The following is a 12,625-nucleotide window of genomic DNA, read 5'->3' on the forward strand; positions in this document are numbered from 1 at the left end:
CAAGATTAAAGAGTTTTACAAAGTTTAAATATAGGAGTTGAGGGGACATGAAGAAGGGAGTAATAGGTCTGTTCGCTTTTGGCATTGTACTGGTTAACACTTTAACCCTTGTGGCTTTTGGTTCTTCTGAAACCTTGAGGAGTAACATGAGCACTTCAGAAAAGGAAAAAGCTTTCGACCCCGAAAGTATGAATCTCTCAGTAAAACCTGGAGACGACTTCTATGAATATGCTGAGGGAGACTGGATCAAAAACCACCCAGTACCTCCGGATAAGTCCCGATACGGAGCGTTTGCAATAGTAGAGGACAGGACTTATGACCGTGTCAAAGGAATTTTGGAGAGTGCAGCCAGCAATACCTCAGCTCCTGATGGAAGCCTCGAGCAGAAGATCGGCGAGTTCTACAATATGGGAATGGATAATGCCACTCTGGAAAAGCAGCATCTTGACCCAATCAAAGGCGAGCTGAAGATGATAGACAATATCTCCAGTGCTTCCGACCTCCAGACCGTTTCGACGCAAATGATGGAGTACGGCCTGGATCCTTTCTTTTCAATATATGCTGCACCTGACAAGAAGAACAGCAAGATCATGATTGCTACCCTTACTCAGGGAGGGCTAGGCCTTCCGGATAGAGATTTCTATTTCAGACAGGACAATGAATCTATTAAAATCAGAGAACAGTATTTGACTCATGTTACCAGGATGTTTGCCTTCCTCGGCGATAGTCCAGAGGTTGCTGAAAATAATGCCAGGACTGTGATGAGGATAGAGACCAGGCTGGCCAATGCATCCTTTACCAATGTTGAAGACCACGATGAGGTCAAAACGTATAACAAGATGAGCATTGAGGAGCTTCAGGCCTTTGCACCAGGCATTAACTGGTCCTGCCTTTTTAGCTCTCTGGGTTATCCGGATGTAACCGAGGTCAACGTCAGAAATCCTTCTTTTTTTAAAGAGCTAAGCAGCGCCCTTCAGGACGAGAGCATAGCCGATTGGAAGACTTTCCTGCGCTGGAAGCTGATTTTAGGTACGTCTCCTTACCTGAGCCCCGAAGTAGAGGAGGAGCACTTTGATTTTTATGGACGAAAACTCAATGGCCAGCAGGAGATGAAGCCCCGCTGGAAGAGAGTTATTGAAGCGGAAAATGAGGCTATGGGCGAGGCCGTAGGCCGCATCTATGTGGATAGATATTTTGACCCAGGTTCCAGGGCCAGGATGCAGGATATAGTATTCAACCTGAAAACGGCCTTTGGAGAGAGAATTCAAAACCTGATATGGATGGAACCTGAAACCAAAAAAGAAGCCCTCAAAAAGCTTGAAGTTCTGGATGTACAGGTCGGCTACCCGGATGAATGGCTGAACTATTCGGAGCTTGAAGTTAAAAACGATTCATATGCCATGAATGTGCTCAGGGCTTCTAAATTCAAGTTCTATCACGGTCCCAGTGGTCTGGATAGAATAGGCCAGCCTGTAAATCGCAAGCTGTGGGAGATGAATCCCCAGGAGACTAACGCCTATGCGGACTACAATAAAATAATTATAGTCTTCCCGGCAGGCATTCTTCAGCCTCCTTTCTTCAATAAGGATGCTGATGACGCTGTTAATTACGGTGCCATAGGTGCTATTATAGGACACGAGATGACTCACCATTTCGACAGCCAGGGAAGAAAGTTCGATGCAAGTGGAAATTTGACGGATTGGTGGACACCAGAAGATGCCAATAACTTCAACAAAAGCACGGAGGTTCTGGTGGACGAATATAACAGATTCGAGGTTTTGCCTGGCCTGTACGTCAATGGGGACCTGACCCTGCCTGAAAACGTAGCAGATTTTGGCGGATTGACCGTGGCCTATCACGCTTATAAGCTCTCATCGAAAGAGGATCCGGAAATGATTGATGGATTCACTGGAGACCAGAGGTTCTTTTTAAGCTTCACCCAGGTATGGAGAGAATCGGACACAAACGAATCACTTAGGACGTTAGCACTGACTGATACCCATTCACCAGCCAGGTTCAGGGTCAATGGAGTGGTTTTCAACGTGCCTGAGTTTTACAGGGCGTTCCCGAGCGTAAAGCACTCGGATAAACTCTACAGACCAGAAAGTGAGAGGCCGGTGATATGGTAAAATTATCGCTGGAAGCCGTTTCGTTCCTGAAAGCGAAATACAGCACCTATGAAAAGTCATGAACCCTGAACGATAGTACCTGTCGGGCAGCTCTACTCTGCTTTGAAGTTATGCAGTGAACCTGTGGGGGCCCGGCAAAAGATAGGCCACCCCGTTCAGTTATAGTGCTACGATTCCCACATAAATCCATTATTTTGTGAGAATTGTGAGGAATTTGTTCATCGTAGACGGATTTTGAAGTTTGGGTTTATGGATGTAGTCTAGAATCGATGCACCAGAAAGTAATTAAAGTAGTATCGGGAAGAAGAGCAGATCATGGACAAAAAAGTCATAATCCTATCGATTGCTTTTGCGGCCATAGCCTGTATTCAGCACTTAATTACAAAAGGCAATATTAATAGGGAAACACTCACGATTGCTATATTAAGTTCAATAATTCTCGCATTTTACTTTACATGGTTTATGCCTGAGCTCAACCTCAGGAAAAGGGACACGTACTTTCTGACATGCATTACGCTGTTTGTTGTCGCGAGCCTTAACAACTTCATTGAGGCATACTTCTTCACAGATGTATTCAATACAACTTTTACTCTGGTAGCCGCCATCACAGTTTCGTTATTGACCACTTTAATCCAAACGTCTCTTGCAATCTATATTCTGAAACCTGAAGGCAACATGACTCTGAGAAATGCCATCCGTGAACACGTGAGAGCAAATGAACATTATGTACTGCGTATTATAGCCGCATCCCTTGTCTATTTTCCGGTGTACCTAACATTCGGTCTCATCATATCACCTTTCGTGATCCCCATATACACAAACCCTCAAAACGGCCTTTCAGTCCCCTCTTTCTCACTTATGTTCCCGCTTGAGCTAGTGAGAGGTGCAATATATGCCATTGTCCTTGCAGCAGTTTTTGCCAGCCTGAAAAAGCAGAAGAACCTTAATTTCAAAGTTGCTGCAACTCTACTATTTATTCCCGGCGCCTTCATACCGCTCCTTTCAAGTCTCACACAGGCAAATGCATTCAGCCAGGTCGCTCCATACCACATATTCGAAATTCTCGGTGATTCCATAGTTTATGGTTATATAGTATCCCGAATTTTTCATAAAGTGTAATCTCAGAAATTTGCAATTTCAGCCTTGTCTCTACAAGTAAATGATTATGAACATGATTCTGAGCATAAAATTGCTGGCTGTATTTTTGAGATCTTAGAAACTCTGGCAACCAGCGTTTAGAAAAACATTTAATTTTGAGTTTTTGAACCGCAGATGTGTATAGATTTTTGGACCCCCGAGTACTCAACGACCGCGAAGCGGGCGGCCTTTCAGAAAAAAAGAAAAAAAAGATTAAATCCGAAAAAGCAGCAATATTATCGTTTATTCTCACCTTCCCCTCTCTTATTCTTAATCCTCTCAAGCAAAACCTCCGCCGTCTCATAATCCCTGCCTTCTCTTCTTGCAATCTCAGCCTCTGTGTCTAGTATATCGATTCTCAAATATATCCATAATAAGAAAATAAATACCGTTTATGACGCAAATATTATTTTAAAGTCAGATGGAATTTTGTAACACGGAAAACGCAGCCTGCCGCATAGTGCTTCTATCTGGATATACAACCACGGAAAACACGGAAAGCACGGAAGAACCACGCCTTTACTACTGATTTCCGTGTCTTCCGTGCTTTCAGTGGTTTTCAAAAAATTCATTTTGGACATACTTTGGAATAGATGCACTGGTCCCCTGAAAATAACTTTATTCAAGCATCAGGATTAAATAGAATCTCGAAGGACCAACGCTCTCTCCTCATTCTCTCCTTTTCGAAATTGATACTTTAACTACGTGAATTCTTATTGAACCTAAAACTTAATGTTACCGTAGAAATCTATAATTCTGTCAGAATTACATTTAATAAATTGATTAATTAAAAAAATCATCTAGTCAAAATTTACAAAAATTTGCGAATTCAAAAAGTTATATAAAAATCAAATGAAAATTCTATTAATATAAACAAGCAAGATATCTGGTAATTTAATGAAAAATCTAAATCATAAACAAAGGGCTCTTCTTTACACTATAGACAGACTCCACGAGAGGGACTTATCTTCCAGGTTAATGATAACGAAGAGTCTTTTTTTGTCATCCCACGTAGAAAAAATAGACAAATTAATGAAATTCTATCATTTTTTTCCTCATCATTACGGACCTTTTTCCAATGTTTGCTATGCAGATATCTCCACACTACAAAAAGAGGGCTATATCATAGAAAAGGAAAAGAAAATTGAATTAACCGAAAAAGGGAAAGTAGCCTTGAAAGGAATTGACCAGAAAGCAACATTGAAAATAAATCGGGTTGTTAGAAAATTCGACTCAGAAAAAGAAATTATGGAATACGTATATCGAAAATTTCCTGATTATACCATAAGAAGCAAACTTCTTCCCCCTCAAAAAAATGTAAAATATGATCCTGGCCTTTTCACTATCGGTTACGAAGGAAGAGATATTGACCTTTTCCTTAATATCTTAATTCAGAATGCCATAGATGTTCTTGTTGATGTCAGGAAAAACCCTTTCAGCATGAAATTCGATTTCACAAAAAATAGCCTTAAAAATTATCTCGAAAACTCGGAGATTCGATACCTCCACATCCCCGAACTTGGTATAGAAGGAGAAAAAAGAAAAGACCTTCTCACACTCAAAGATTACGAAAAACTCTTTGAGTACTACGAAAAAACAACAATAAAAAACAATCCCGAGCTTTTAGATAATATTGTGGAATTAGGCCGAAGCCACCGTGTAGCTCTAATGTGCTTCGAAGCCGATGTAAATATGTGCCACCGTGGAGTTATTGCAAGAAATATAGTTCAGAAAGAAAATGTGGAAGTATTAAATATCTGAAACACATAAAAGATGTAAAACTACTGTTATATTTTTTGGAGGTTTCTCCTGATTGAAACAGGAAACCGAGAAAATCTTAGTTCTGGTGAGGGCTACACCAGAAGAAAGTAGAAAGCATGGATATCTTGTATGTGTTGCCGGAATAAATGAGAAAGGAGAATTCAGGAGAGTTTATCCTTTTGAATTTAGTTATGGGGGAAAGTTAATCGGTTTTAAGAAGAAAGACCGGATAGAAGTTGTCCTGACGGAACCGGATAACGATCAAAGAAGAGAAAGCAGAAAGCAAATCAGCTATAAGAACCTGCATTCCCCTGTTGAGGACGAAGAGCTAAGAAATTTACTCAAGTCAAAAGTGAGTTCAATTGAAAAATTAAAAGAAGAAAATGCAAGTCTTGGAGTAGTTAAGCCTGAACTTTTAGACATAAAGATCGAAATAAATAGCACTGAAATATACGACCGGCAGCAGTATTTCAATTTGATGGGCGATTATCTGGTCGAGAAAAGAGAAAAAGTCAAAATGCCTGTCGAATTAAGATACCATTTCAGATGCAAAAATGATCCCACCTGCAAAGGACACCAGATCATTCTCCTTGACTGGGAACTTAATGAACTTGCAAGAAACGTCATGCGGACAGACATAGATCCGGCATCCATAGAAGAAAAGATTAGAAACAAATTCTATGACTACATGAAGAAAAGAGACCTCTATTTTGTGCTGGGAACCCATTTCCGTTTTAAGACCTGGATGATTATAGGAATTTTCTACTTTAAGAAGAAAGACGAAAAGCAAAAGAACCTTTTTGATTTTTGAAAGTTAAGGTTTTTTCCATTTCTAATAGTAACTTTAGGGACCACATATACGCATTTTTCTTATTCAAATCAGGAACGGATGATTTTTGATATTGGGTACCGATGCTCTCACCGGCTGCCAGGCAGCCGGCCTTTTCCTTAATGCAAAAAGAAAGAGACTGAACTTCAAAAAGCAGCACTGTTATTTTTTCTTATCTTTTATCCCTTTCTCTGCTTTTATCCTCTCAAGCAAAACCTCCGCCGTCTCATAATCCCTGCCTTCTCTTTTTGCAATCGCAGCCTCTGTTTCAACAAGTTGACCGGAAAATGCTTTTGCAAGAATGGACTGCCTTAGTTTTTCCGTTTTTTCCCTGGCCGCTGTAACTTTAGCTTCAATTGAGTTGGCAAAGGCAAAGAGGGCATCAACACGACGAACAATTTCTTGTTTTGTTCGTCTGTCATTAAGAAAAGCCGCTTCGCTTCGCGAGCGGGACAAGAACGACCAGGATACAACAGTAAGGTTATACTTTTTCAAATTCAAAGTTGCTTTTTCAAACGTACACTTTTATATAATCCTGAACTTACCTTCTGCCATGAGCAACGGTACTGTCAGAGCAAACATTAAAGAAGGGATGAATGTCGGAATTGTCCTAAAAGCAGACCAGAGGACCGGAAAAATTACCCAGGGCATTGTAAAAAGAATTTTAACCAACTCTTCAACGCATCCACACGGAATAAAAGTTCAGTTAACGGATGGCCAGGTTGGAAGAGTCAAGGAAATTTATTGAAAGCTACAGGACAAATTATAGGGATAAATTAAAGATAGCTCTTTTTAAAAATTGATAACAGTGTGATTTGTTGATGCAGACTTTTCTGGGGATATAAAATCTGAAAATATTGAGGTTGAAATTGTTCCATATCCTTTGGACTCCACTGATTTGGATGATTAAAATACGGGCGTAACTGAAACCATTGAAATTCCTGAGCGAACATGTGAAGAGAATAAACAGTCCTATTCAGGTGAAAAAATTGCTGAATTAAGGGAGAAAAGCGTTCTAGAGAGGAGTTCCCGGTAAAGCTGAAATAAGTCCCGAGTACTCTTTGAAAGTTTCTCACTTCTTTGAAACCATAAGTTTTAAATAAATTACTAAAGTTTTACTCTAAAGCAAATTATTGCTTCCTTAATAAGTGCTTGAGGTTTCAAAATGAAGTGTTATAAGAGGCATTTAGATTTAGACTGCATTTAGCATACAACATAGTTGTTCAGATAGGAGGAAGGTAAGGAGTAGAACCCTTCCCCCTACCTCGGAGGTTGACTTACTCACGCAGAGAAATATGCCAGAAATCCTGCGTGAGTTTTTTACTCAGATGATATATATTATGCATGAAATGTATTTAACTCTTTCTATTTTGTAGCTATGTCTATAACTCAGATCAGTTTTTATTTTAATCTCAGTTTTAATTTCAGTTTAAATTTCAGTTTAAATTTCAGTTTTAATCTCAGTTTTTACCAGGTAAACATATAAATAAAGTATAATTTTAAATAGTAATCTTAAAGTTCCCTACATATTTTGAAAATTATAGGAAGACTAATATCTGAGTAAACCTATATAAATACTTAAATTTTTCAAATCCAATAATTTTTAACGAATTTTACTGGAAAGGGGTTTTAATATGTTCTCACTGAACGAACAAAAGGCTATTGAACTTGGAGAATCTGGAGAACGAGCAATAAGAGAACAGAATGAATATGATGCGCTCCAATATGCTGAGTACCTCCGGGAATTCGGGCAAGAGTTGCTCGAAGGAAATTTAGAGAAAGATTTAAAGCGAGTCGCGATCTCACTCCGGAATATTGGTAATAAAGCAATCCAGAAAAAGATCGAGAACGTTGCGTCCACGGCTCTTAGTGACCTTAACTCTCTTTCTGAAGCTGCACTTGACAAGGGCTTTTCCAATGCAATGTGGTCTTTTTCAAAAGCTGTACAGGAAATAGGAAAAGGAGCGGTACAGTTCCAGATGCTTGAATCTGCAAAAATTGCACTCGATACGCTTAAAATGATAGGACTGGGTGCGGTAGAAAAGAAAATGGAAGTTGTAACCCTCTGGACGACCATGTCAATTGAGGAAATGGCTTATCTTGCAAACCGGCAGCAGCTTGAAGATTTAACCAAGGACGCAAAAGAAGCAAGAGAAGAAATTATAGAATACTCCGAAGCCTCGGGGTTTGTTACAAGGGAACAGATTGAAAAATACCCACAGCTTATCGCCCAGACCGTAAGTCAATTCTCAGAGCTTCAGAACCTTCAACCTGCAGGTTATGCGGCAAAGCCCAATGAGGAATTCACAGAAGAGGAATTCTTTGAGGAAGAGGAAGAAGGAGAGGAGCAGGAGCCTGAAACTGAGGCTGCCAAAAAGGAAATGTGAGCCTGGTAATCAGGAAAAATTAGCCTGAGAATCAGAAAAATGATACTGGTAATCAGGAAAAATTAGCCTGAGAATCAGAAAAATGATACTGGTAATCAGGAAAAAATTTCCGGGAAAATTTCTGGCTGCTTACACAGCCGGATGTTTTTTATTATAATTTTTGGAAATTTCCAGAAAACTTTCTATTATTTTCAGCCCATTGGGAGTAAGCACGGATTCGGGGTGGAACTGCAGGCCATAGATTGGATACTTTACATGTTCAACTGCCATAATGCTCCCGTCCTCAGCCCTGGCGGTAACTTTTATCCCGGGCGCAGGCTCCCCAATCTCAAGTGAATGATAACGGCCTGCTTCGAATGGGCCATCAAAGGCTGAAAATAATGCAGAGTCCTCATGCAGAATCTTCGAACTTTTTCCATGCACCGGGCCGACCTTGCTTCTTCGGACGACTCCGCCGAAAGCCACATTTATTGCCTGATGTCCAAGGCAGACTCCAAGAAGGGGAATTTCCCTGCCCATTTCCCTGATTATGTCCAGGCAATTTCCTATATCCCTGGGGTCTGAAGGATTCCCTGGGCCCGGCGAAATAACCAGAGCATCAGGTTTAATCTCCCTGAGTTCCTCAAGGGAAACCGTATTTGGAAGTACCAGAGTATCTTTTTCGAAATAAGAGATATAATCTACAAGATTCCATACAAAGGAATCCTTGTTGTTTATGAAAACCACTTTCATCTGAAAACACCTCCTGAACTTATCATTTTTAGTTCATTTTCTCCTCGTATCTCTCCTTTAACCTCCCCTTTCATGAAAAGCCCGTTTCCTTGAGTTTTTTTCGGTAAAACGTCCCTATCTGAACTTCTTTTCATAAATTTCACCCCAAAATCACTTAACAAATTGTTTTAAATTTCTCCTTCGATTGCCGCAAGCATTGCTCCCATCTTACGTTCGGTTTCCCTGAATTCATAACCAGGATCAGAATCAGCTACTATTCCAGCTCCGGCCTGCACTGATGCTTTCTTGCCTTGTACAATAATAGTCCGAATTACGATTGCAAAATCGGCGTCTCCGTTCCAGCTATAATATCCGACTCCTCCCCCGTATATCCCTCGCGGGGAAGTTTCAAGTTCGGAAATAATTTCCATGGCGCGGATTTTCGGAGCTCCTGAGAGCGTTCCTGCCGGAAATATTGCCCTGAAAGCATCGAACTGGTCACATTCCGGTCTCAGAGTGCCTATAACCTTACTTTCGATATGCTGGACATGGGAATACTTCAGGACTTTCATGAATTCGGATACCTTCACTGAGCCGCTTTCCGTAACCATTCTTACATCGTTTCTCCCAAGATCGACAAGCATCACATGTTCAGCCCTTTCTTTTTCATCATGCATCATGTGTGCAGCAAAGGCCTCATCTTCGGCTTCGGTTTTTCCACGGGGACAGGTGCCTGCAATCGGGTTTGTGATTAGAGTCCTTTCATGGACAGTCAACAGAGTTTCAGGGCTTGCCCCAACAATTGCCAGGTCTCCGAACTCAAAAATGTACATGTAAGGGCTTGGATTAATTGCCCGAAGCTGCATATAAAGTTCAAAAGGCGACTGTTCGAGCGTAAACTCGCATTTTCTGGAAAGGACTGCCTGAAAGATATCTCCTGCAAAAATATGCTCTTTCGCCTGGACTACCGAGTCCTCAAACTTCTGCTTTCCGGCATTGCAGTCCGAAACAGGTAAGCCTGGAAAGATTGATCCGCCTGGTATTGCAACTTCTGCCGAGTTTCCTGAGAGTGCAGCTTCTTTAAGTATGGCATAGAGCTTCTCGGCTTCCAGAAGAGCTTCTTCATAGATTTCTCCGGCATCCAAACCCGTATTTACGAAAGGAGTGATTACGATATATATCTCTTCAGTTATATGGTCGAAAACAAACGTTTTCGAAACCATCAGGTACTGGAGTTCCGGAATTTCGGACTCAAAGCCTTTTTTGACCCCTAACCAGCTATCGTAAATAGCATCATAAGCCGTATAGCCTATGGCCCCGCCCAGGAAAGTCTGCCTGTCAAAACGTTTTGCGTTCAGGAGTCCCATCCCATTTCCAGGAGGAAAAACCAGGCGAAGAGCATCGAAACCATCTTTTCCCTCAGGAATTGGAGCCGTGAATTTTAAGTTTCTCAGTTCTGAGTTTTCTTTCTCCAGATTCTCCTCTATGGTTTCACACCCACAGGTATCTTTGATTTTCGACCGAGCTTCTTCAAAAAAAGGAGACGCATTTGGGTTAAGGAGTTCAAGGGAAATTTTCCTGTCACTTATCCTAACTACGGCATCAGGATCATTTCCAACAAAAGAGTACCTTGCCTTAGTTTCCTGTTTTTCCACTGATTCCAGCAGGTACGAATAACCTGAGGTCCCTGAGGCCCGCAGGGCGCGGTAAAGTTCAAGAGGAGAACATGTAACATTATCGATTCTTGCAAGGAGCTGGATAAAGCCTGGCTGGCTTACTCCTGATGCAAGCTCTTTGAATTCTTCTTTTCCAAGGTCAAAGGAAAGCATTGGCACACCTCACTTCTTCAATAAAACTTTTGATTTTTACGGCATCTTTTTTCCCGCAGGTCTCAACCCCGGATGCCGTGTCTACAGCATAAGGCGAAACAGCCCTGATTGCTTCCCGTACGTTTTCAGGCTTGAGCCCGCCTGCAAGGATAAGGGGAAGCCGCGTTTCTTCTAAGATTCGCCGGCTCAGAGTCCAGTCGTGCACACAACCTGTGCCTCCGGGCTTTTCGGACTTTGCCGTATCAAGCAGAATGGAATCTACAATGTCGGCTTCTTCCAGAAGACTGACCTCTTCAAGCAGGCTTGAGACAGAAGTCGGATTTCCGGAACCTTCGTTTGAAGCTTCTCCCTGTGCAGGTACGGACAGAGTTTTTATGATAGGGATGTCCGTTTTTTCTTTTATTATTTCAAGTTCAAGATGGGGCAGCCTGGAGTGGATCTGCACGATATCGGGTTTTATTTTTTTAATCAGACCCACGGCAGTATCCGCGTTTTCAGGCATGATAACCAGTACGGAACTCATAGTTTCAGGGACTCTGGATACGAGGTAGGCAGCAGTATCGGAATCGAGCTTTCTTGGGCTCTCGACAGGAACTTCTGTAATAAACCCAACTGCATCGGCTCCGTAAAAGGCTGCGAGTTCGATTTCTTCAGGGCTGCGGATCCCACAGATCTTTATTCTCGTTTTCACTTTCGCTGTCATGCCCTCTCTCCCGAGGCCGGGCTTAATATGGGCGTTTTTGAGCGCATTGACATGCTTTTTCCCGAAAGACTTCCCTTACTTTTCTGTCTAAACCCCGAAGTAAAAGTCTTGAACTGGTTGAATTTAACCATGACCTTTCCACTGTCAATGGCATCCTCGGCAATAGGAATTGCTTGCCGGATAGAACCTACTATCCCGCCTACATAAAGGGCGGCAGCCGCATTCAGGACTACAATGTCTCTTTTAGGCCCTTTCTGACCCTTAAAGATGCACAGCAGGTCTCTTGCATTTTCTTTTGGAGTGCCACCCTTTATATCCTCGGGATTTGCCTGCAACATGCCAAGATCTTCCGGGGTCAGCGTATAGGTTGAAACCTTGCCGTCTTTTAACTCCGCAACATAGGTTTCGCCCGTGTTTGTGATCTCATCCATTCCATTTCCGTGCACAACAAGAGCATGCTCGGTCCCGAGTTCCGCAAGAGCACAGGCTATTGGTTCACAGAGTTTTTTATCAAAGACCCCTATCACCTGCCCTTTAGCACCTGCCGGGTTGGTCATGGGTCCCAGAATGTTGAAAACCGTGCGGACTCCGAGTTTTTTCCTTACCCCTGCAACTCTCTTCATAGCCGGGTGAAAAACCGGAGCAGCCATGAACCCTATTCCTATCTCTTCGATTGTTTGCCTGACAGCTTCGGGCTCCAGGTCAATTTTAATTCCCAGGGCTTCAAGCACATCCGAACTCCCTGACATTGAAGTGGCAGCCCGATTTCCATGCTTGGCTACAGGAACACCTGCTGCAGCAGTAACAATTGCAGCTGCTGTCGAGATATTGATTGTATTAAGGCCGTCTCCTCCTGTCCCACAGGTATCAACAAGCCTGAAAGATGTTTTGGGCCGGATAGTGTTTCCGGCTTTTTTCATTCCCCTTACAAAGCCTGCGATTTCTTCGGGCTTTTCACCCTTTGCCCTCAGAGCAAGCAGAAATCTTCCGATTTCCTCATCCTGTGCTGTACTCAGAATTTTATCTATTGCAGCTTCAGCTTCTTCGGGGCTCAGATCGTGCCCTTCTTCCAGCTTTTGAATATATCTCTGCATTTCTCCTCCCTCCTTTGAACTCCTGATTTCTTCTTTTCCAATGTA

At 42.0% G+C, this 12,625-nt stretch carries 13 protein-coding genes; 6 read left to right on the plus strand and 7 right to left on the minus strand.

Annotation, left to right across the window (positions count from 1 at the left end):
• The first annotated feature begins 47 nt into the window (after positions 1–47).
• On the plus strand, positions 48–2,129 hold the full coding sequence (locus MSVAZ_RS11160; protein WP_048120999.1) for a M13 family metallopeptidase: 2,082 nt from the start codon (positions 48–50) through the stop codon (positions 2,127–2,129).
• A 315-nt stretch (positions 2,130–2,444) separates the two neighbouring features.
• Entirely contained in the window at positions 2,445–3,248 is an 804-nt protein-coding gene (locus MSVAZ_RS11165) for a hypothetical protein (RefSeq protein WP_048121000.1), read from the plus strand.
• Positions 3,249–3,502: 254 nt separating this feature from the next.
• Here MSVAZ_RS11165 and MSVAZ_RS21575 read toward each other — a convergent pair whose 3' ends face one another.
• A complete protein-coding gene (locus MSVAZ_RS21575; protein WP_269746771.1) occupies positions 3,503–3,628 on the minus strand; it encodes a hypothetical protein in 126 nt (41 codons plus the stop codon).
• Positions 3,629–4,265: 637 nt separating this feature from the next.
• Here MSVAZ_RS21575 and MSVAZ_RS11175 point away from each other — a divergent pair.
• Together MSVAZ_RS11175 and MSVAZ_RS11180 are read left to right on the plus strand one after the other, a co-directional pair.
• Complete coding sequence (locus MSVAZ_RS11175; RefSeq protein ID WP_232316070.1) at positions 4,266–5,027, plus strand: DUF488 domain-containing protein; 762 nt, start codon at positions 4,266–4,268, stop codon at positions 5,025–5,027.
• A gap of 52 nt (positions 5,028–5,079) precedes the next feature.
• Complete coding sequence (locus MSVAZ_RS11180) at positions 5,080–5,838, plus strand: hypothetical protein (RefSeq protein WP_048121007.1); 759 nt, start codon at positions 5,080–5,082, stop codon at positions 5,836–5,838.
• 180 nt (positions 5,839–6,018) lie between these two features.
• On the opposite strand, the gene MSVAZ_RS11185 is transcribed toward MSVAZ_RS11180, so the two are convergent.
• A complete protein-coding gene (locus MSVAZ_RS11185; RefSeq protein ID WP_232316071.1) occupies positions 6,019–6,351 on the minus strand; it encodes a hypothetical protein in 333 nt (110 codons plus the stop codon).
• A 58-nt stretch (positions 6,352–6,409) separates the two neighbouring features.
• Between MSVAZ_RS11185 and MSVAZ_RS11190 the strand changes: the two genes are divergently transcribed.
• Complete coding sequence (locus MSVAZ_RS11190; protein WP_048121009.1) at positions 6,410–6,604, plus strand: YwbE family protein; 195 nt, start codon at positions 6,410–6,412, stop codon at positions 6,602–6,604.
• Positions 6,605–7,490: 886 nt separating this feature from the next.
• Complete coding sequence (locus MSVAZ_RS11195; protein ID WP_048121011.1) at positions 7,491–8,243, plus strand: hypothetical protein; 753 nt, start codon at positions 7,491–7,493, stop codon at positions 8,241–8,243.
• A gap of 129 nt (positions 8,244–8,372) precedes the next feature.
• On the opposite strand, the gene MSVAZ_RS11200 is transcribed toward MSVAZ_RS11195, so the two are convergent.
• Genes MSVAZ_RS11200 through trpD form a run of 5 tightly spaced genes read right to left on the minus strand, consistent with a single transcriptional unit; the run spans position 8,373 to position 12,580 of the window.
• Complete coding sequence (locus tag MSVAZ_RS11200; protein ID WP_048121013.1) at positions 8,373–8,975, minus strand: aminodeoxychorismate/anthranilate synthase component II; 603 nt, start codon at positions 8,973–8,975, stop codon at positions 8,373–8,375.
• Positions 8,972–9,109, minus strand: coding sequence for a hypothetical protein (locus tag MSVAZ_RS20380; protein WP_156151059.1), 138 nt, complete (start codon positions 9,107–9,109; stop codon positions 8,972–8,974). The genes MSVAZ_RS11200 and MSVAZ_RS20380 overlap by 4 nt, the downstream gene beginning before the upstream one ends.
• Before the next feature lie 33 nt (positions 9,110–9,142).
• On the minus strand, positions 9,143–10,783 hold the full coding sequence (gene trpE, locus MSVAZ_RS11205) for an anthranilate synthase component I (protein ID WP_048121015.1): 1,641 nt from the start codon (positions 10,781–10,783) through the stop codon (positions 9,143–9,145).
• Complete coding sequence (locus MSVAZ_RS11210; RefSeq protein ID WP_048121017.1) at positions 10,770–11,486, minus strand: phosphoribosylanthranilate isomerase; 717 nt, start codon at positions 11,484–11,486, stop codon at positions 10,770–10,772. Before MSVAZ_RS11210 ends, trpE begins: the two co-directional genes overlap by 14 nt.
• Positions 11,483–12,580 (minus strand): anthranilate phosphoribosyltransferase, encoded by a 1,098-nt coding sequence (trpD, locus tag MSVAZ_RS11215; RefSeq protein ID WP_048123927.1) that lies wholly within the window; start codon positions 12,578–12,580, stop codon positions 11,483–11,485. Before trpD ends, MSVAZ_RS11210 begins: the two co-directional genes overlap by 4 nt.
• Between the last annotated feature and the right edge of the window lie 45 nt (positions 12,581–12,625).

Source organism: Methanosarcina vacuolata Z-761 (assembly GCF_000969905.1).
In the GTDB taxonomy this organism is placed as follows: domain Archaea; phylum Halobacteriota; class Methanosarcinia; order Methanosarcinales; family Methanosarcinaceae; genus Methanosarcina; species Methanosarcina vacuolata.

What these genes read in the sequence shown, in the direction of transcription:
- MSVAZ_RS11160 (WP_048120999.1), top strand. Translation starts at nt 48, where the DNA reads ATGAAGAAGGGAGTAATAGGTCTGTTCGCTTTTGGCATTGTACTGGTT.
- MSVAZ_RS11165 (WP_048121000.1), top strand. Translation starts at nt 2,445, where the DNA reads ATGGACAAAAAAGTCATAATCCTATCGATTGCTTTTGCGGCCATAGCC.
- MSVAZ_RS11190 (WP_048121009.1), top strand. Translation starts at nt 6,410, where the DNA reads ATGAGCAACGGTACTGTCAGAGCAAACATTAAAGAAGGGATGAATGTC.
- MSVAZ_RS11195 (WP_048121011.1), top strand. Translation starts at nt 7,491, where the DNA reads ATGTTCTCACTGAACGAACAAAAGGCTATTGAACTTGGAGAATCTGGA.
- MSVAZ_RS11200 (WP_048121013.1), bottom strand. Translation starts at nt 8,975, where the DNA reads ATGAAAGTGGTTTTCATAAACAACAAGGATTCCTTTGTATGGAATCTT.
- MSVAZ_RS20380 (WP_156151059.1), bottom strand. Translation starts at nt 9,109, where the DNA reads ATGAAAAGAAGTTCAGATAGGGACGTTTTACCGAAAAAAACTCAAGGA.
- trpE (WP_048121015.1), bottom strand. Translation starts at nt 10,783, where the DNA reads ATGCTTTCCTTTGACCTTGGAAAAGAAGAATTCAAAGAGCTTGCATCA.
- MSVAZ_RS11210 (WP_048121017.1), bottom strand. Translation starts at nt 11,486, where the DNA reads ATGACAGCGAAAGTGAAAACGAGAATAAAGATCTGTGGGATCCGCAGC.
- trpD (WP_048123927.1), bottom strand. Translation starts at nt 12,580, where the DNA reads ATGCAGAGATATATTCAAAAGCTGGAAGAAGGGCACGATCTGAGCCCC.